Annotated in this window: 17 protein-coding genes; 8 read left to right on the top strand and 9 right to left on the bottom strand. The window is 55.0% G+C overall.

The window, feature by feature from the left end; genetic code table 11:
• Window positions 1-21 precede the first annotated feature (21 nt).
• The 8 genes from thiC (at window position 22) to AOY23_RS20945 (ending at window position 6,307) form a co-directional block, all read left to right on the top strand.
• Window positions 22-1,917 carry a phosphomethylpyrimidine synthase ThiC gene (gene thiC / locus AOY23_RS20980; RefSeq protein ID WP_054181190.1) on the top strand — a complete coding sequence of 632 codons (1,896 nt, stop codon included), beginning with the start codon at window positions 22-24 and terminating at the stop codon, window positions 1,915-1,917.
• Window positions 1,917-2,552, top strand: a complete 636-nt coding sequence (gene thiE, locus AOY23_RS20975; RefSeq protein ID WP_054181191.1) for a thiamine phosphate synthase — start codon at window positions 1,917-1,919, stop codon at window positions 2,550-2,552. The genes thiC and thiE overlap by 1 nt, the downstream gene beginning before the upstream one ends.
• Complete coding sequence (gene thiF, locus AOY23_RS20970) at window positions 2,545-3,300, top strand: thiazole biosynthesis adenylyltransferase ThiF (RefSeq protein ID WP_054181192.1); 756 nt, start codon at window positions 2,545-2,547, stop codon at window positions 3,298-3,300. Before thiE ends, thiF begins: the two co-directional genes overlap by 8 nt.
• Window positions 3,284-3,484 carry a sulfur carrier protein ThiS gene (gene thiS / locus AOY23_RS20965; protein WP_054181193.1) on the top strand — a complete coding sequence of 67 codons (201 nt, stop codon included), beginning with the start codon at window positions 3,284-3,286 and terminating at the stop codon, window positions 3,482-3,484. Before thiF ends, thiS begins: the two co-directional genes overlap by 17 nt.
• A gap of 1 nt (window position 3,485) precedes the next feature.
• Entirely contained in the window at window positions 3,486-4,256 is a 771-nt protein-coding gene (gene thiG / locus AOY23_RS20960; RefSeq protein ID WP_054181194.1) for a thiazole synthase, read from the top strand.
• On the top strand, window positions 4,253-5,380 hold the full coding sequence (gene thiH / locus AOY23_RS20955; RefSeq protein ID WP_054181195.1) for a 2-iminoacetate synthase ThiH: 1,128 nt from the start codon (window positions 4,253-4,255) through the stop codon (window positions 5,378-5,380). The genes thiG and thiH overlap by 4 nt, the downstream gene beginning before the upstream one ends.
• A 301-nt stretch (window positions 5,381-5,681) precedes the next feature.
• The gene (locus tag AOY23_RS20950; RefSeq protein WP_054181196.1) at window positions 5,682-5,987 is read left to right on the top strand and encodes a PTS sugar transporter subunit IIB; all 306 of its coding nucleotides are present in this window, start codon (window positions 5,682-5,684) and stop codon (window positions 5,985-5,987) included.
• Window positions 5,988-5,989: 2 nt separating this feature from the next.
• Entirely contained in the window at window positions 5,990-6,307 is a 318-nt protein-coding gene (locus AOY23_RS20945) for a PTS lactose/cellobiose transporter subunit IIA (RefSeq protein ID WP_054181197.1), read from the top strand.
• Window positions 6,308-6,374: 67 nt separating this feature from the next.
• On the opposite strand, the gene rpoC is transcribed toward AOY23_RS20945, so the two are convergent.
• The 9 genes from rpoC to tuf all read right to left on the bottom strand — a co-directional run.
• The gene (rpoC, locus tag AOY23_RS20940; RefSeq protein ID WP_054181198.1) at window positions 6,375-10,598 is read right to left on the bottom strand and encodes a DNA-directed RNA polymerase subunit beta'; all 4,224 of its coding nucleotides are present in this window, start codon (window positions 10,596-10,598) and stop codon (window positions 6,375-6,377) included.
• Window positions 10,599-10,674: 76 nt separating this feature from the next.
• On the bottom strand, window positions 10,675-14,703 hold the full coding sequence (rpoB, locus tag AOY23_RS20935) for a DNA-directed RNA polymerase subunit beta (RefSeq protein ID WP_038160600.1): 4,029 nt from the start codon (window positions 14,701-14,703) through the stop codon (window positions 10,675-10,677).
• A 318-nt stretch (window positions 14,704-15,021) separates the two neighbouring features.
• Window positions 15,022-15,393: a 50S ribosomal protein L7/L12 gene (gene rplL / locus AOY23_RS20930; RefSeq protein ID WP_038160598.1), complete on the bottom strand. Its 372-nt coding sequence runs from the start codon at window positions 15,391-15,393 to the stop codon at window positions 15,022-15,024.
• Between the two features lie 66 nt (window positions 15,394-15,459).
• Window positions 15,460-15,957, bottom strand: coding sequence for a 50S ribosomal protein L10 (gene rplJ / locus AOY23_RS20925; RefSeq protein WP_003862338.1), 498 nt, complete (start codon window positions 15,955-15,957; stop codon window positions 15,460-15,462).
• A gap of 289 nt (window positions 15,958-16,246) precedes the next feature.
• Window positions 16,247-16,954, bottom strand: coding sequence for a 50S ribosomal protein L1 (gene rplA / locus AOY23_RS20920; RefSeq protein ID WP_038160594.1), 708 nt, complete (start codon window positions 16,952-16,954; stop codon window positions 16,247-16,249).
• 3 nt (window positions 16,955-16,957) lie between these two features.
• The gene (rplK, locus tag AOY23_RS20915) at window positions 16,958-17,386 is read right to left on the bottom strand and encodes a 50S ribosomal protein L11 (RefSeq protein ID WP_038160592.1); all 429 of its coding nucleotides are present in this window, start codon (window positions 17,384-17,386) and stop codon (window positions 16,958-16,960) included.
• A gap of 143 nt (window positions 17,387-17,529) precedes the next feature.
• On the bottom strand, window positions 17,530-18,075 hold the full coding sequence (gene nusG / locus AOY23_RS20910; RefSeq protein ID WP_001287521.1) for a transcription termination/antitermination protein NusG: 546 nt from the start codon (window positions 18,073-18,075) through the stop codon (window positions 17,530-17,532).
• Window position 18,076: 1 nt separating this feature from the next.
• On the bottom strand, window positions 18,077-18,460 hold the full coding sequence (gene secE, locus AOY23_RS20905; protein ID WP_038160586.1) for a preprotein translocase subunit SecE: 384 nt from the start codon (window positions 18,458-18,460) through the stop codon (window positions 18,077-18,079).
• A gap of 229 nt (window positions 18,461-18,689) precedes the next feature.
• Window positions 18,690-19,793: elongation factor Tu (gene tuf / locus AOY23_RS20900; RefSeq protein ID WP_054181323.1), on the bottom strand; the 1,104-nt coding region annotated here is incomplete at its 5' end.

Raw genomic sequence — 19,793 nt, 5'->3', positions numbered from 1 at the left:
TCCTCTTTTCTGGAATGAGCTATGTCTACTACAAAACTGACCCGTCGCGAGCAACGCGAACACGCCCAACACTTTATCGACACGCTGGAAGGCACCGCTTTCCCTAATTCTGCCCGTATTTACATTCAGGGTTCACAGCCGGACATCCGCGTTCCGATGCGCGAGATCCAGCTCAGCCCGACGCTTATCGGCGGCAGCAAAGACAATCCGCAGTACGAAGACAATGAAGCGGTGCCGGTGTATGACACTTCCGGCCCCTATGGCGATCCGGCGGTTGCCATCGACGTGCAGCAGGGGCTGGCAAAACTGCGCCAGCCGTGGATCGACGCGCGTGGCGACAGCGAGCCGCTGGCCGAACGCAGCTCGGCGTACACCAAAGCCCGTCTTGCCGATGACGGCCTTGACGATCTGCGCTTCAACGGATTACTGACGCCAAAGCGCGCCAGAGCTGGCAAACGCGTCACCCAACTGCACTACGCCCGTCAGGGGATCGTCACGCCGGAAATGGAGTTTATCGCCATTCGCGAAAACATGGGCCGCGAGCGGATCCGCAGTGAAGTGCTGCGCCAGCAGCATCCCGGTGAAGGGTTCGGCGCGCGCCTGCCAGAAAACATCACCCCGGAATTTGTCCGTGACGAAGTGGCTGCAGGCCGGGCGATTATCCCGGCGAACATCAACCACCCGGAATCAGAGCCGATGATCATCGGCCGCAATTTCCTGGTGAAAGTGAATGCCAATATCGGCAACTCCGCAGTGACCTCTTCCATCGAAGAAGAGGTGGAGAAACTGGTGTGGTCGACCCGCTGGGGCGCCGACACAGTGATGGACCTGTCAACCGGACGTTATATTCATGAAACCCGCGAGTGGATCCTGCGCAACAGCCCGGTACCGATCGGCACCGTACCGATCTACCAGGCACTGGAGAAGGTCAACGGGATCGCCGAAGATCTGACGTGGGAAGCGTTCCGCGACACACTGCTGGAGCAGGCGGAACAGGGTGTCGACTACTTCACCATTCACGCCGGGGTGTTGCTGCGCTACGTGCCGATGACCGCCAAACGCCTGACCGGCATCGTCTCCCGCGGCGGCTCGATTATGGCGAAATGGTGCCTGTCGCATCACAAAGAGAATTTCCTCTATGAGCGCTTCCGCGACATCTGCGAGATCTGCGCCGCCTATGACGTCTCGCTGTCGCTGGGTGACGGATTGCGTCCGGGGTCGATTCAGGACGCCAACGATGAAGCACAATTCGCCGAACTGCACACGCTGGGCGAACTGACGAAAATCGCCTGGGAGTATGACGTTCAGGTGATGATCGAAGGTCCGGGGCATGTGCCGATGCAGATGATCCGCCGCAACATGACTGAAGAGCTGGAACACTGCCAAGAAGCGCCGTTCTACACTCTCGGCCCGTTGACCACCGATATTGCACCGGGCTATGACCATTTCACTTCTGGTATTGGCGCCGCGATGATCGGCTGGTTCGGCTGTGCGATGCTGTGCTACGTGACGCCGAAAGAACACCTCGGCCTGCCGAATAAAGAGGATGTTAAACAGGGGCTTATCACTTACAAAATCGCCGCTCACGCCGCTGACCTGGCGAAAGGCCATCCGGGTGCGCAAATCCGCGACAATGCCATGTCAAAAGCGCGCTTTGAATTCCGCTGGGAAGATCAGTTTAACCTCGCGCTCGACCCGTTCACCGCCCGCGCGTATCACGATGAAACCCTGCCGCAGGAATCCGGCAAAGTGGCGCATTTCTGCTCCATGTGCGGCCCGAAATTCTGCTCGATGAAAATCACGCAGGAAGTGCGTGATTACGCCGCGAAGCAGGCCATCGAAGCCGGTATGGCGGATATGTCGAACAGCTTCCGCGCCAAAGGAGGCGAAATCTATCTGAAGCAGGAGGAAGCGTAATGTATCAGCCTGATTTTCCCCCCGTTCCCTTCCGCCTCGGACTGTATCCGGTGGTCGACAGCGTGGAATGGATCGAGCGTCTGCTGGAGGCGGGCGTACGGACCATCCAGTTGAGAATTAAAGATCTGCCTGACGATGAGGTCGAAGCGGATGTGATCCACGCGATCCAGTTGGGCCGCCGTTACCGCGCCCGGCTGTTCATCAACGACTACTGGCGGCTGGCGATCAAACATCAGGCGTATGGCGTGCATCTTGGCCAGGAAGATCTGGAAACCACTGATGTGCAGGCCATCCGCGATGCCGGGCTGCGGCTTGGCGTATCGACACATGACGATATGGAAATCGACGTCGCGCTGGCGGTTAAGCCGTCGTACATCGCCCTGGGGCATGTGTTCCCGACGCAAACCAAGCAGATGCCGTCCGCCCCGCAGGGGCTGGCGCAGCTGGCGTCGCACATCCAGCGGCTTAATGATTACCCCACCGTCGCCATCGGCGGTATCAGCCTCGATCGCGCGCCATCGGTACTGGCCACCGGCGTTGGCAGCATTGCCGTCGTCAGTGCGATTACCCAGGCCCCGGACTGGCAGATGGCAACGGCGCAATTGCTTGAAATGGCAGGAGCTGGCGATGAATGACCATGATTTCATGCGTTACAGCCGCCAGTTGCTGCTTGAGGATATCGCGGTCGATGGCCAGCAAAAACTGCTCACCAGCCGGGTACTGATTGTCGGGCTTGGCGGTCTGGGATCGCCCGCCGCGCTGTATCTGGCCGGGGCAGGCGTCGGGACGCTGGTGTTAGCCGACGACGACGAGGTGCACCTCAGCAACCTGCAGCGGCAAATCCTGTATACCAGCGATGATATCGCGCAGCCAAAAGCCCAGGTGGCGCAGCAACGTCTTCATCAGCTTAATCCGCAAATCGAGCTGATTGCGCTCCGGCAACGACTGACCGGTGAGGCGTTACGGCAGGAAGTGGCGAAAGCGGATGTGGTGCTGGACTGCACCGATAACATGGCGACGCGGCAGGCAATCAACGCCGCCTGCGTGGCGCTCAATACGCCGCTGATTACCGCCAGCGCCGTCGGGTTTGGCGGTCAGTTGATGGTACTGACGCCACCGTGGACGCAGGGCTGCTATCGCTGCCTGTGGCCGGACGAACACGAGCCGGAACGCAACTGCCGTAACGCCGGTATTGTCGGGCCGGTGGTGGGTGTGATGGGTACATTACAGGCGCTCGAAGCCATCAAATTACTGAGCGGCATGGATACCGTCCGCAACGAGCTACGGTTGTTCGATGCCCGTACCAGCGGCTGGCGGACGCTGGCGCTGAACCGCTCCTTGTGCTGCCCGGTATGCGGAGGACGACATGCAGATCCAGTTTAACGACGAACCGGTCCAGTGCGCCGGGGGATCTACCGTGGCGGATCTGCTCGAACAACTGGGGCAGCACAAACCCGGTATCGCGCTGGCGCTGAATCAACAGGTGCTGCCGCGCGAACAATGGGCAGTTCACCCTCTGCAGGACGGCGACAACATCCTGCTTTTTCAGGTCATTGCAGGAGGTTGATATGTTACGCATCGCAGACAAAACATTCGAATCACATCTCTTTACCGGCACCGGCAAGTTTGCCTCGCCGCAACTGATGGTGGAGGCCATTCGCGCGTCCGGTAGCCAGCTGGTCACGCTGGCGATGAAGCGCGTCAATGTGCACGAGCATAACGACGCCATTCTTGCGCCACTGCTTGATGCAGGCGTGACGCTACTGCCCAACACCTCCGGCGCTAAAACGGCGGAAGAGGCCATCTTTGCCGCACAGCTGGCGCGGGAAGCACTTGGCACGCACTGGCTGAAGCTGGAGATCCACCCGGATGCCCGCTGGTTACTGCCGGACCCGATCGAAACCCTGAAAGCAGCGGAAAAACTGGTACAGCAGGGATTTGTGGTGTTGCCGTATTGCGGAGCCGATCCCGTATTGTGCAAACGCCTGGAAGAGGTCGGTTGTGCCGCTGTCATGCCGCTGGGCGCACCGATTGGCTCCAACCAGGGGCTGGAAACCCGCGCGATGCTGGAGATCATCATCGAACAGGCCACCGTGCCGGTGGTGGTGGATGCCGGTATTGGTGTACCCAGCCATGCCGCGCAGGCGCTGGAAATGGGTGCTGACGCGGTGCTCGTTAACACGGCCATCGCCGTGGCAGATGACCCGGTGAAAATGGCGCGGGCGTTTCGTCTGGCTGTCGACGCCGGGTTACTGGCACGCGACGCCGTGCCAGGCACGCGCAGTGTTCAGGCACAGGCCACCAGCCCGCTGACCGGTTTTCTGGAGGCGCTGTCATGAGCACCTTCACCGAACGCTGGCGCCAGCTCGACTGGGACGACATTCGCCTGCGCATTAACAGCAAAACGCCCGCCGACGTTGAGCGGGCAATTGCCGCCCGTCAGTTAACGCGGGATGACATGATGGCGTTGCTGTCGCCTGCTGCCAGCGCGTATCTCGAACCTCTGGCGCAACGTGCGCAGCGGCTGACACGCCAGCGCTTCGGCAATACCGTCAGCTTCTATGTGCCGCTGTACCTTTCCAATCTCTGCGCTAACGACTGCACCTATTGCGGTTTTTCAATGAGCAACCGCATTAAACGTAAGACGCTTGATGCCGAGGAGATTGATCGCGAATGCACCGCTATCCGCGAGCTGGGCTTTGAGCATCTGCTGCTGGTCACTGGCGAGCATCAGAAAAAAGTGGGAATGGACTATTTTCGCCAGCATCTGCCTGCGATCCGCCGTCGTTTTGCCTCACTGCAAATGGAAGTGCAGCCGATGTCACAAGCGGACTATGCCGAGCTGAAAACGCTCGGCCTGGACGGTGTGATGGTCTACCAGGAAACCTACCACGAAGTGATGTATGCACAGCATCATCTTAAGGGCAATAAACAGGATTTCGTCTGGCGGCTGGAAACCCCGGACCGGCTGGGGAAAGCCGGTATCGACAAGATTGGTCTTGGCGCGTTAATCGGCCTGTCCGATAGCTGGCGGGTGGATTGCTACATGGTGGCCGAGCATCTGCTGTGGATGCAGCATCACTACTGGAAGAGCCGCTATTCGATCTCTTTCCCGCGTCTGCGCCCTTGTACAGGCGGCATTGAACCGGCATCTATTATGGATGAGCGCCAACTGGTGCAGGTGATTTGCGCGTTTCGCCTGCTGGCGCCGGAAGTTGAGCTGTCGCTTTCGACTCGTGAATCCCCCTGGTTCCGCGACCGCGTGATCCCCTTAGCCATCAATAACGTCAGCGCGTTCTCTAAAACCCAGCCCGGTGGTTATGCTGATGATCACCCTGAACTGGAGCAGTTCGCACCGCATGATGGCCGCCGCCCGGGAGAGGTCGCAAGCGCGTTAATCGCCCAGGGATTACAGCCGGTATGGAAAGACTGGGACAGCTGGTTGGGACGCGCCTCGCAATAATCGCGCAACGTCTTGTCGCGCAGAGGAAAGTCGCTGATAACACATCGCAAAGCCAGAACCGGGAAATTGAGCATGCTTTCCCGGTTCGCTACTCTGCTTTCCGTCAGCAGTGGACGTTGACCAGGGCGGACACCTTCTTCCTCTGTCCGCCCTGCCCTCGATGGCTTGTTTTTTATGCCAGAAAACAAGACTGTAACCGGTTTCATTTTTTGTGATGACTTACACACAATCACCGCAAAGCAGTTGTTCTCCGGTTCTGCACGGGATAAAGAATATCTATCGACAACCACGAGGGGGAGTTATGAAGAACATTGTTTTATGCTGTGCCGCAGGGATGTCCACCAGCATGCTGGTTCAACGTATGAAAGATGCGGCCCAGAAAAAAGGCGTGGAAGTCTCCATCAAGGCCGTGCCAGTGGCCGAGTTTAAGGACAATCTCGCCACGGCAGATATCGTCCTGCTGGGCCCGCAGGTCAAATACGAGCTGGCAAAACTCCAGGCGCAGGCCGAGCCGCTGGGTAAGAAAGTCGCGGTGATCGACATGATGGATTACGGCATGATGAAAGGCGACGCCGTGCTTGATAAAGCGCTCAAACTGATGGAGTAAACATGGAAGATTTAGAAACCACGATCATGGAGTTGCTGGTTAATGCAGGCGCCGCCCGCAGTTCTGCCCTCACCGCATTACAAATGGCGCGCCGGGGTGAGTTTGCTGATGCGGAAAAAGCGATGGAAGAGTCGCGCGAATTTGTTAAGCACGCCCATACCATCCAGACGAAACTGATTGGGCTCGACGAAGGCACCGGAAAACTGCCGGTGAATCTGATTACCGTTCATTCGCAGGATCACCTGATGAACGCCATGGTGATTCAGGATCTGGCTGGCGACATGATTGAACTGTACCGCCGTCTGCCGCCCGCGCAGTAATAACAACAATACGCAGTCACATATAAAAAAACCCGCCGAAGCGGGTTTTTTTTCAGGTCAGCAACGATTAGTCGTTATCAGAACCGCCCAGGCCTGCGTTCAGCAGCTCTGCCAGGCTGGCAGACGCGTCTTCAGCAGTCACCTGCGGTGCAGCCGGGAGTTCACCCGCAGCACGACGGCGCATGCGATCCTGGTGGTACGCATAACCGGTACCGGCCGGGATCAGACGACCCACGATAACGTTCTCTTTCAGACCGCGCAGTTCGTCGCGTTTACCCGCAACAGCTGCTTCGGTCAGAACGCGAGTCGTTTCCTGGAACGACGCCGCAGAGATGAAGGACTCGGTTGCCAGAGACGCTTTGGTGATACCCAGCAGGTCACGTGCGAAGGTCGCACCAACTTTGCCGTTCGCTTCCAGATCGCGGTTAGCGATCTTAACGCGAGAGTATTCAACCTGCTCACCTTCGAGGAACTCGGAGCTGCCCGCGTTCACGATGGTGGCTTTACGCAGCATCTGACGAACGATAACTTCAATGTGTTTATCGTTGATCTTAACGCCCTGCAGACGGTAAACGTCCTGCACTTCGTTGACGATGTAACGCGTTACCGCGTGAACGCCACGCAGACGCAGAATGTCGTGCGGCGCTTCCGGACCGTCGGAAACCACGTCACCACGTTCTACACGTTCACCTTCAAACACGTTGAGCTGACGCCATTTCGGGATCATCTCTTCGTACGGATCGCTGCCATCAACCGGCGTGATCACCAGGCGGCGTTTGCCTTTGGTTTCTTTACCGAAGGAAATGATACCGCTGATTTCTGCCAGAATTGCCGGCTCTTTCGGACGACGGGCTTCGAACAGATCCGCAACGCGCGGCAGACCACCGGTAATATCCTTGGTACCGCCGGATTCCTGCGGAATACGCGCCAGGGTGTCACCAGAACTGATCTGAACGCCATCTTCCAGCTGAACAATCGCTTTACCCGGCAGGAAGTACTGCGCAGGCATATCGGTGCCAGGGATCAGAACGTCATTGCCCTGAGCATCAACGATTTTTAGTGCCGGACGCAGGTCTTTACCACCCGTGGTACGTTCTGCGGAATCCAGAACCACCAGTGAAGAGAGACCGGTCAGTTCGTCGGTCTGACGGGTAATCGTCTGGCCGTCGATCATATCGGTGAAGCGGATGAAACCCGCCACTTCGGTGATAACCGGCATGGTGTGCGGATCCCAGTTTGCAACGGTTTCACCGCCAGCAACCTGCTCGCCATCACCTTTCGCCATCACCGCGCCGTAAGGCACTTTATAGCTCTCTTTGGTACGACCGAATTCGTCGATCAGTTTCAGCTCGGTGTTACGGGAGGTCACTACCAGTTTACCGGCAGAGTTCACAACCGATTTCGCGTTGCTGAGCTTGATGCTACCTTTGTTTTTCACCTGGATGCTGGATTCAGCAGCCGCACGAGATGCCGCACCACCGATGTGGAACGTACGCATCGTCAGCTGTGTACCCGGCTCACCGATGGACTGTGCCGCGATAACGCCGATAGCTTCACCTTTGTTGATGATGTGGCCACGCGCCAGGTCACGACCGTAGCAGTGCGCACATACACCAAAGTCGGTGTCACAGGATACAACGGAACGCACTTTGACAGAGTCAACGGAGTTCACTTCCAGCAGGTCACACCACTGTTCGTTGAGCAGCGTGTTACGCGGAACCAGAATATCGGCAGTACCCGGCTTCAGAACGTCTTCCGCGGTCACACGACCCAGAACGCGATCACGCAGCGGCTCTTTAACATCACCACCCTCGATAACCGGGGTCATGGTGATGCCTTCCAGCGTGCCACAGTCGTCTTCGGTCACGACCAGATCCTGCGCAACGTCAACCAGACGACGCGTCAGATAACCGGAGTTCGCCGTTTTCAGTGCGGTATCCGCCAGACCTTTACGCGCACCGTGGGTGGAGATGAAGTACTGGAGTACGTTCAGACCTTCACGGAAGTTCGCGGTGATCGGCGTTTCGATGATGGAGCCATCCGGCTTCGCCATCAGACCACGCATACCCGCCAGCTGACGAATCTGTGCCGCAGAACCACGCGCACCGGAGTCGGCCATCATGTAGATGCTGTTGAAAGAAACCTGCTGCTCTTCTTTACCTTCACGGTTAATGACGGTTTCAGTTTGCAGGTTATCCATCATCGCTTTGGATACACGATCGTTCGCCGCAGCCCAGATATCGATAACTTTGTTGTAGCGTTCGCCCGCGGTTACCAGACCAGACTGGAACTGCTCCTGAATCTCAGCAACTTCCGCTTCCGCTTCGCTGATGATTTCGTGTTTTTTCGCCGGGATGACCATGTCATCGATACCAACAGATGCACCTGAACGCGCTGCATAAGCAAAGCCGGTGTACATCGTCTGGTCAGCAAAAATAACGGTCGGTTTCAGGCCCAGAATGCGATAACAGGTATTCAGCATTTTGGAGATAGCTTTCTTGCCCAGCGCCTGGTTGACGATGGAGAAAGGCAGACCTTTCGGTACGATCATCCACAGAATAGAACGACCGATAGTCGTGTCTTTCAGGCTGGTTTTCGCTACGAATTCGCCGTTGGCATCTTTTTCGTATTCAGTGATACGCACTTTAACGCGCGCATGCAGAGAGGCCAGGCCAGCGCGATAAATACGCTCAGCTTCTTTCGGGCCAGTCAGCACCATGCCTTCGCCTTTGGCGTTAACACAGTCACGGGTCATGTAGTACAGACCCAGTACAACGTCCTGAGACGGAACGATGATAGGTTCGCCGTTCGCCGGGGACAGGATGTTGTTGGTAGACATCATCAGCGCACGCGCTTCGAGCTGGGCTTCCAGCGTCAGCGGTACGTGAACAGCCATCTGGTCACCATCGAAGTCGGCGTTGTATGCCGCACAAACCAGCGGGTGCAGCTGGATAGCTTTACCTTCGATCAGAACCGGTTCAAACGCCTGGATACCCAGACGGTGAAGGGTTGGTGCACGGTTCAGCAGTACCGGGTGCTCACGGATAACTTCATCCAGGATATCCCATACGACCGCTTCTTCACGCTCAACCATCTTCTTAGCGGCTTTGATGGTGGTGGCGAGGCCACGCAGTTCCAGCTTGCCGTAGATGAACGGTTTGAACAGTTCCAGCGCCATTTTCTTCGGCAGACCGCACTGATGCAGACGCAGGTATGGACCTACGGTGATAACAGAACGACCGGAGTAGTCAACACGCTTACCGAGCAGGTTCTGGCGGAAACGACCCTGCTTACCTTTGATCATGTCAGCCAGAGATTTCAGCGGACGCTTGTTGGAACCGGTGATCGCACGACCGCGACGACCGTTATCCAGCAGGGCATCTACCGCTTCCTGCAGCATACGTTTTTCGTTACGTACGATGATATCCGGCGCAGCCAGATCCAGCAGACGTTTCAGACGGTTGTTACGGTTGATCACGCGACGATACAGATCGTTCAGATCCGACGTTGCGAAACGACCGCCATCCAGCGGAACCAGCGGACGCAGATCTGGCGGCAGAACCGGCAGAACGGTCAGGATCATCCACTCCGGCTTGTTGCCGGACTGTACGAACGCTTCCAGCAGCTTGATGCGCTTGGTCAGCTTTTTACGCTTGGTTTCGGAGTTGGTTTCGTTCAGCTCTTCGCGCAGAGTTTCACACTCTTGCTCCAGATCCATGCTCTTCAGCAGGGCCTGGATAGCTTCCGCACCCATCTTCGCGTCGAATTCGTCACCGAACTCTTCCAGCGCGTCCAGATACTGCTCTTCCGTCAGGATCTGGTTGCGTTCCAGGTTGGTCATACCGCCTTCGATAACCACATAAGATTCGAAGTACAGTACGCGTTCGATATCGCGCAGCGGCATATCGAGCAGCAGACCGATACGGGACGGCAGTGATTTCAGGAACCAGATGTGGGCAGTCGGAGACGCCAGCTCGATGTGGCCCATGCGCTCACGACGCACTTTGGTCTGGGTCACTTCAACGCCGCACTTCTCACAGATCACGCCACGGTGTTTCAGGCGCTTGTACTTACCGCACAGGCACTCATAGTCTTTGACTGGCCCGAAGATACGAGCACAGAACAGACCGTCACGCTCAGGTTTGAACGTACGGTAGTTAATGGTTTCCGGCTTTTTAACTTCACCGAAAGACCATGAACGGATCATGTCTGGCGAAGCCAGAGCAATTTTGATCGCATCAAACTCTTCGGTTTTAGTTTGCGCTTTCAGAAACTTTAATAAGTCTTTCACGGATTTGCTCCCGTCGGAGTTAGCACACTCTGCTGCCGGGTTTTACCCCGACAGCAGTGACCTGTTTGAGCGAGAATTACTCGTCTTCCAGTTCGATGTTGATACCCAGCGAACGAATCTCTTTCAACAGTACGTTGAAGGACTCTGGCATGCCCGGTTCCATCTGATGGTTGCCGTCCACGATGTTTTTATACATCTTGGTACGACCGTTCACGTCATCAGACTTAACGGTGAGCATTTCCTGCAGGGTGTAGGCGGCGCCATACGCTTCCAGCGCCCACACTTCCATCTCCCCGAAGCGCTGACCACCGAACTGCGCCTTACCACCCAGCGGCTGCTGAGTAACCAGGCTGTAAGAACCGGTAGAACGCGCATGCATTTTGTCATCAACCAGGTGGTTCAGTTTCAGCATGTACATGTAGCCAACGGTCACCTGGCGCTCGAATTGCTCACCGGTACGACCGTCGAACAGGGTGATCTGACCGGAAGTCGGCAGGCCACCCAGCTGTAACAGTTCCTTGATTTCTGACTCTTTCGCACCGTCGAAGACCGGCGTTGCGATCGGCATGCCTTTACGCAGGTTTTCTGCCAGACGCAGAACTTCTTCATCGCTGAAGGTGCTCAGGTCGACTTTCTGACGAACGTCAGCGCCCAGATCATACGCACGCTGGATGAATTCGCGCAGTTTCGCGACTTCCTGCTGCTGTTTCAGCATGGCGTTGATCTTATCGCCGATACCTTTCGCAGCCATACCCAGGTGGGTTTCGAGGATCTGACCGATGTTCATACGAGACGGTACGCCCAGCGGGTTCAGTACGATGTCTACCGGCGTGCCGTTTTCATCGTAAGGCATATCCTCGATCGGGTTGATCTTGGAGATAACACCCTTGTTACCGTGACGACCCGCCATTTTATCACCCGGCTGGATCTGACGCTTAACGGCCAGATACACCTTAACAATCTTCAGCACGCCCGGTGCCAGATCATCGCCCTGAGTGATTTTGCGGCGCTTCGCTTCGAGTTTCTTCTCGAACTCGTGCTTCAGTTCGTCATACTGCTCAGCCAGTTGTTCCAGCTGATTTTGTTTCTCTTCGTCGGTCAGGCCCAGTTCCAGCCAGCGATCACGCGGCAGTTTGTCGAGCTTCTCAGCTTCAACACCACCGGAGACCAGCACCGCGTAGATACGACCAAACAGACCAGCTTCGAGGATCTGCAGTTCTTCAGACAGGTCTTTCTTCGCCTGTTTGAGCTGCATTTCTTCGATTTCCAGCGCACGTTTGTCTTTCTCTACGCCATCGCGGGTAAAGACCTGAACGTCGATAACAGTACCCGATACGCCGTTCGGTACGCGCAGAGAAGAGTCTTTAACGTCAGACGCTTTCTCACCGAAGATCGCGCGCAGCAGCTTCTCTTCCGGAGTCAGCTGGGTTTCACCTTTCGGCGTTACCTTACCAACCAGGATGTCGCCGCCGGTGACTTCTGCACCGATGTAAACGATACCGGATTCATCCAGTTTGGAGAGCGCAGCTTCACCCACGTTCGGGATGTCAGCGGTGATCTCTTCTGGCCCCAGCTTGGTGTCACGGGACACACACGCCAGTTCCTGGATGTGAATAGTGGTGAAACGATCTTCCTGAACCACACGCTCAGAGACGAGGATGGAGTCTTCGAAGTTGTAGCCGTTCCACGGCATGAATGCGACACGCATGTTCTGACCGAGCGCCAGTTCACCGAGGTCGGTGGACGGACCGTCAGCCAGCACGTCGCCGCGCTCAACCGGCTCACCCAGAGACACACACGGCATCTGGTTGATGCAGGTGTTCTGGTTAGAACGGGTGTACTTGGTCAGGTTATAGATGTCGATACCTGCTTCGCCCGGGTACATCTCGTCTTCGTTAACTTTGATAACGATACGGGACGCATCCACGTACTGAACCAGACCGCCACGCTTAGCCACCGCAGTAACACCGGAGTCAACGGCAACAGCACGTTCCATACCGGTACCGACCAGCGGCTTATCAGAGCGCAGTGTCGGAACCGCCTGACGTTGCATGTTCGCACCCATCAATGCACGGTTGGCGTCATCGTGTTCCAGGAACGGGATCAGGGACGCACCGACGGAAACCACCTGCTGGGTGGAAACGTCCATGTAGTCAACCTGGTCTGCGCTGAACAGGCTGGATTCGCCTTTGCTGCGGCAGGTAACCAGATCGTCTACGAAACGACCTTCTTCCGTCAGGTTGGTGTTCGCCTGAGCGATAACGTAGTTACCTTCCTCAATCGCGGACAGGTAATGAATTTCGTCAGTCACCACGCCGTCAGTCACTTTACGATACGGGGTTTCAAGGAAACCGTATTCGTTAGTCTGCGCATAAACGGACAGGGAGTTGATCAGACCGATGTTCGGACCTTCAGGCGTTTCGATTGGACATACGCGACCGTAGTGGGTCGGGTGTACGTCTCGCACTTCGAAGCCTGCGCGTTCACGGGTCAGACCGCCTGGGCCAAGTGCAGAGATACGACGCTTGTGCGTGATCTCAGACAGCGGGTTGTTCTGGTCCATAAACTGAGACAGCTGGCTGGAACCAAAGAACTCTTTCACTGCGGCGGAAATCGGCTTGGCGTTGATCATATCCTGCGGCATCAGGGTGTCGAGATCGCCCAGAGACAGACGCTCTTTCACCGCACGCTCTACACGCACCAGGCCAACGCGGAACTGGTTTTCCGCCATTTCGCCTACGGAACGGATACGACGGTTGCCGAGGTGGTCGATATCGTCCACTTCGCCCTTGCCGTTACGGATATCGATGAGCTTTTTCATGACATCAATGATGTCTTCTTTGCTCAGGATACCGGAACCTTCGATTTCGTCGCGCAGCAGAGAACGGTTGAACTTCATGCGACCAACCGCGGACAGATCATAGCGGTCTTCGGAGAAGAACAGGTTCTCAAACAGGCTTTCAGCCGCTTCGCGAGTCGGCGGCTCACCCGGGCGCATCATGCGGTAGATTTCTACCAGCGCGCTCAGACGATCATTGGTCGGGTCGATGCGTACCGTCTCAGACATGTACGGACCGTGGTCCAGATCGTTGGTGAACAGCGTTTCGATACGTTTGTGGCCAGACTGGCTCAGCTTCGCCAGCAGATCCAGGCTCAGCTCCATGTTCGCAGAGCAGATCAGCTCACCCGTTGATTCGTCAACGTAGTCTTTTGCAGACACTTTGCCAGCGATGTACTCAACCGGAACTTCGATATGTTTGATATCGTCTTTTTCCAGCTGGCGGATGTGGCGCGCAGTAATGCGGCGGCCTTTTTCCACATACACTTTGCCGTCAGCTTCGATGTCAAAGGAGGCGGTTTCACCACGCAGGCGTTCCGGCACCAGTTCCATCTGCAGCTTGTTGTCGCGAATTTCGAAAACCACTTTTTCGAAGAACAGATCAAGGATCTGCTCAGTGGTGTAATTCAGCGCACGCAGAATGATGGTCGCAGGCAGTTTACGACGACGGTCGATACGAACGAACAGGTTGTCTTTCGGATCGAACTCGAAGTCCAGCCAGGAACCACGGTAAGGGATGATTCGCGCGTTATACAGCACTTTACCGGAAGAGTGGGTCTTACCTTTGTCACTGTCAAAGAAGACGCCAGGGCTACGGTGCAGCTGAGAAACGATAACACGCTCGGTACCGTTGATAACGAAGGTACCGTTGTCCGTCATGAGTGGAATTTCACCCATGTAGACTTCTTGTTCTTTGATGTCTTTAACGGTGCCTTCCGGCGCTTCGCGCTCGTAGATCACCAGACGCAGTTTAACGCGCAGTGGGGCGGAATAGGTCACGCCGCGGATCTGACATTCCTGAACGTCAAACACCGGTTCGCCAAGGCGGTAGCTGACGTATTGCAGCTCTGAATTACCGCTATAGCTCTGAATCGGGAACACGGAGCGGAAAGCAGCTTCCAGACCGTACTGCCCTTCAGGATCTTGCTCGATAAACTTCTGGAACGAGTCAAGCTGGATAGAAAGGAGATATGGCACATCCAGAACTTGTGGACGTTTACCAAAATCCTTACGAATACGTTTTTTCTCGGTATAGGAGTAAACCATAGGGTTCCTCAGCTCGCTGACAAGTCGACCCATCTGCCCATCGTGGGGCAGTTTGTGCAACACCATTTTGTTGACCGGAAAATGGAACATTTTCCGCAATGCTTGTTGCTATCACGCTTAAATCATTTCATTGCGATTTACACAGAGCGAGCACCCTGTCGCAGTATATTAAGTCGTCGATAGAAACAAGCATTGTCAGGACAACCAGTAGTCAAACAGTGTGAAATGCTACTGGCGCCTTACAGCGCAAAAAGGCTGGTGACCAAAAAGTCACCAGCCATCAGCCTGATTTCTCAGGCTGCAACCGGAAGGGTTGGCTTATTTAACTTCAACTTCAGCGCCAGCTTCTTCCAGAGATTTTTTCAGAGCTTCTGCGTCATCTTTGCTCACGCCTTCTTTCAGAGCGGCCGGAGCAGATTCTACCAGGTCTTTAGCTTCTTTCAGACCCAGGCCAGTAGCGCCACGTACTGCTTTGATTACAGCAACTTTGTTAGCACCAGCAGCTTTCAGAATTACGTCGAATTCAGTTTTCTCTTCAGCAGCTTCAGTTGCAGCGCCAGCGCCAGCAACAGCTACAGCAGCAGCAGCAGAAACACCGAATTTTTCTTCCATTGCAGAAATCAGTTCTACAACGTCCATTACGGACATAGCGGCAACTGCTTCAATGATTTGATCTTTAGTGATAGACATTTAAATTGTTCCTGAATATCAGAATAAGTTTATACGTAAGCGAATGCGTTACATAGATAACTGCGATTACGCAGCTTCTTTCGCATCGCGAACAGCAGCCAGAGTGCGAACCAGTTTGCCAGCAGCGGCTTCTTTCATGGTTGCCATCAGGCGTGCAATTGCTTCTTCGTAGGTCGGCAGGGTTGCCAGGCGATCGATCTGGGATGCCGGGATCAACTCACCTTCAAAGGCTGCAGCTTTGACCTCAAATTTTGCATTCGCTTTCGCGAACTCTTTGAACAGACGAGCAGCAGCGCCCGGGTGTTCCATAGAGTATGCAATCAGGGTCGGACCGACAAACGTGTCTTTCAGGCACTCAAACTGAGTACCTTCAACAACGCGACGCAGCAGGGTGTTACGAACAACACGCATGTATACGCCAGCTTCACGACCTGCTTTACGCAGTTCAGTCATTTTATCTACAGTGACGCCACGGGAATCCGCAACTACTGCAGACAGCGCGCCTTTGGCTACTTCGCTGACTTCAGCAACAATCGCTTGTTTGTCTTGAAGATTTAAAGCCATTAGCTTTGCTCCTGGATGTTTGCCAGAGAAAATCTCTGGAACTCACTTCACTCTTTCCAACGAAAAGAGCGTCTAAACACGGTGAGCAGAAACAAGCCAAAAGTATAAAAAATAATCTTAGCGTTCTGTCACCGTCTACGCAGGGGATTAAGTTTCTTGCGAAACACCTGCGGTCTTCGACGGAGGCCTGGATAGGCCAGGCTCCAACGAACAAATCTTTAGCCGCTAACCTTAGTTAGCAAACGTGGGGGGTAAGATTGTAGACAAATCCACCGCCCACGTAAAGGCATTAGTTTGCAGCAGTCGTGGTCAGGCCAGCCTGATCGACGGCAACACCAGCACCCATGGTGGTGGAGATGCTAACTTTCTTGATGTACACGCCTTTCGCCTGAGTCGGTTTTGCTTTTTTCAGCGCAACCAGCAGAGCTTCCAGGTTTTCTTTCAGTTTGTCAGCGTCAAAGTCCACTTTACCGATGGTGGTGTGGATGATGCCGTTTTTGTCGTTACGGTAACGAACCTGACCTGCTTTCGCGTTTTTAACCGCTTCAGCAACGTTCGGAGTTACAGTACCCACTTTCGGGTTCGGCATCAGGCCACGCGGACCCAGTACCTGGCCCAGCTGGCCAACAACGCGCATTGCATCCGGGGAAGCAATAACAACGTCGAAGTTCATTTCGCCTTTCTTGATCTGGTCAGCCAGATCTTCCATACCTACCAGCTCAGCGCCAGCTGCTTTAGCAGCTTCAGCGTTCGGGCCCTGGGTAAATACAGCTACGCGAACGGAACGGCCAGTACCGTGCGGCAGTACAGTTGCACCACGTACGTTCTGGTCAGATTTACGAGCATCGATACCGAGGTTGATAGCAACGTCAACGCTTTCGGTAAATTTAGCGGTGGCCAGCTCTTTCAGCAGAGTGATGGCTTCGTTGATGTCATACTGTTTGGTCGCATCAACTTTCTCACGGATCACGCGCATACGCTTGGTCAGTTTAGCCATTTCTTAATCCTCCACTACCAGGCCCATGGAACGCGCAGTACCTTCGATTGAGCGAGTCATCGCTTCAATGTCAGCACCGGTCATGTCGGCAGCTTTAGTCTGCGCGATTTCCTGCAGCTGAGCGCGAGTCAGTGTACCCACTTTCTCTTTGTTCGGCTTACCGGAACCAGACTTGATGCCTGCAGCTTTCTTCAGCAGAACGGCAGCCGGCGGAGTCTTGGTGATGAACGTGAAGGAACGGTCAGCGTAAACAGTGATAACTACCGGAATCGGCAGACCTTTTTCGATGGAATCCGTTTTCGCGTTGAATGCTTTACAGAATTCCATGATGTTTACGCCCTGCTGACCCAGAGCCGGACCAACTGGCGGACTCGGGTTAGCCATACCAGCTGCAACCTGCAGCTTGACATAGGCTTGTACTTTCTTAGCCATTTAAGTTTCCTCTAGTGGGTATAGCGCCTCAATGAGGCTCCCCGTGATAAATACGTGATTTATGTGCGCAAGGCCCATAAATACAAAAGGCGCGAAATTGTATGCCAATCTCGCGCCTTGTGCAACGTTTGATCGCTGCTTATTTATGCTTTTTCAACCTGGCTGAAGTCCAGTTCTACCGGGGTCGCACGACCGAAGATAGAAACGGATACTTTCAGACGGGACTTCTCGTAGTCCACTTCTTCCACCACGCCGTTGAAGTCAGCAAACGGACCGTCGTTAACGCGAACCATTTCACCCGGTTCAAACAGCGTTTTCGGACGCGGCTTATCACCCACCTGCTGCAGGCGGTTCATAATCGCATCAACTTCTTTATCGCTGATAGGAGCCGGACGATCGGAAGTACCACCGATGAAGCCCATTACGCGCGGAACGCTACGCACCAGGTGCCAGCTGGCATCGTTCATGACCATCTGAACCAGCACGTAACCCGGGAAGAATTTGCGCTCGCTCTTGCGACGCTGGCCGCCACGGATTTCGACCACTTCTTCGGTCGGAACCATGACTTCACCAAACAACTCTTCCATATTGTGTAATTTGATATGCTCGCGCAGCGACGTTGCTACGCGGCCTTCAAAACCGGAAAACGCCTGAACGACGTACCAGCGCTTTTTAGGAGCTTCAGACATCTCAGAACCTCAGGCCAGTGATTAAGGATACCAGGCGAACCAGAATACCATCCAGTCCCCACAGGATCAGTGACATTACAGCGGTAACTGCGGCCACAATCAGCGTGGTGTGCAATGTTTCCTGGCGAGTCGGCCAAATCACCTTACGGACTTCGGTTCTCGCTTCACGAGCAAAGGCGACAGTCGCCTTACCTTTCGTCGTCAACAGCGCGACACCACCCGCTGCAGCAATCAGAATAACCACTGCCAGCGCACGTAGCGGCAGCATCATGTCACGATAAAGGTAATTGCCAACGATAGCTACAATCAGCAGGACAGCAACAACCAGCCACTTTATCGCTTCCAGGCCGCGCCCGCTTCCTTGAGCTTCGGTATTCGCACTCATAAACCAACCTGTCACAAGAATTCGACAAACATTTTCGCCCCGCGTAATGCGAGGCAACCAAACCGAAATGCTCTGCTGCGTTTCGGGTCAAACGCCCCCTTCAGAGCCTGTCTCAGCAATGATTATGACAAATAAAATCACTGATGAGCCAGGTTCTGGTTCGAAAGCGTACAAAAAGGGCATCAAATGATGCCCTTTTATTGCGCATTACGTCAAATGTTATCAGCGATTAGCTGAGAACTTTAGCAACAACGCCTGCGCCAACGGTACGACCGCCTTCACGGATTGCGAAACGCAGACCGTCGTCCATCGCGATCGGGTGGATCAGGGTAACAACCATTTTGATGTTGTCGCCCGGCATTACCATCTCAACGCCTTCCGGCAGTTCGATGGTGCCAGTCACGTCAGTTGTACGGAAGTAGAACTGCGGACGGTAGCCTTTGAAGAACGGAGTATGACGGCCGCCTTCGTCTTTGGACAGAATGTACACTTCAGATTCGAACTTGGTGTGCGGGTTGATGGTGCCCGGCTTCGCCAGTACCTGACCACGTTCGATTTCTTCGCGTTTGATACCACGCAGCAGAACACCTACGTTCTCACCAGCACGGCCTTCGTCCAGCAGTTTGCGGAACATTTCTACGCCAGTACAGGTTGACTTCGCAGTCTCTTTGATACCAACGATTTCAACTTCTTCACCTACTTTGATGATACCGCGCTCTACACGACCGGTAACAACGGTACCACGACCGGAGATGGAGAATACGTCTTCGATCGGCAGCAGGAACGGCTTGTCAATCGCACGCTCTGGTTCCGGAATGTAAGTATCCAGGAAGCCAGCCAGTTCGATGATTTTCGCTTCCCACTCTGCGTCGCCTTCCAGCGCTTTCAGAGCAGAACCACGAATGATCGGCGTGTCGTCGCCCGGGAAATCGTACTGAGACAGCAGTTCACGAACTTCCATCTCTACCAGTTCCAGCAGCTCTTCGTCATCAACCATGTCGCATTTGTTCAGGAACACGATGATGTACGGAACGCCTACCTGACGACCCAGCAGGATGTGCTCACGAGTCTGCGGCATCGGGCCGTCAGTCGCAGCAACTACCAGGATTGCGCCGTCCATCTGTGCCGCACCAGTGATCATGTTTTTAACATAGTCGGCGTGGCCCGGGCAGTCTACGTGTGCGTAGTGGCGAGTCGGGGTATCGTATTCAACGTGAGAGGTGTTGATGGTGATACCACGAGCTTTTTCTTCCGGCGCGTTATCGATCTGATCGAATGCGCGAGCAGCACCACCGTAGGTTTTAGCCAGTACGGTAGTGATTGCAGCGGTCAG

It is taken from the genome of Trabulsiella odontotermitis, assembly GCF_001297775.1.
In the GTDB taxonomy this organism is placed as follows: Bacteria; Pseudomonadota; Gammaproteobacteria; order Enterobacterales; family Enterobacteriaceae; genus Trabulsiella; species Trabulsiella odontotermitis.
The sequence above is the reverse complement of the archived record's forward strand: the minus strand, read 5'-3'. Positions and strand labels throughout refer to the sequence as shown.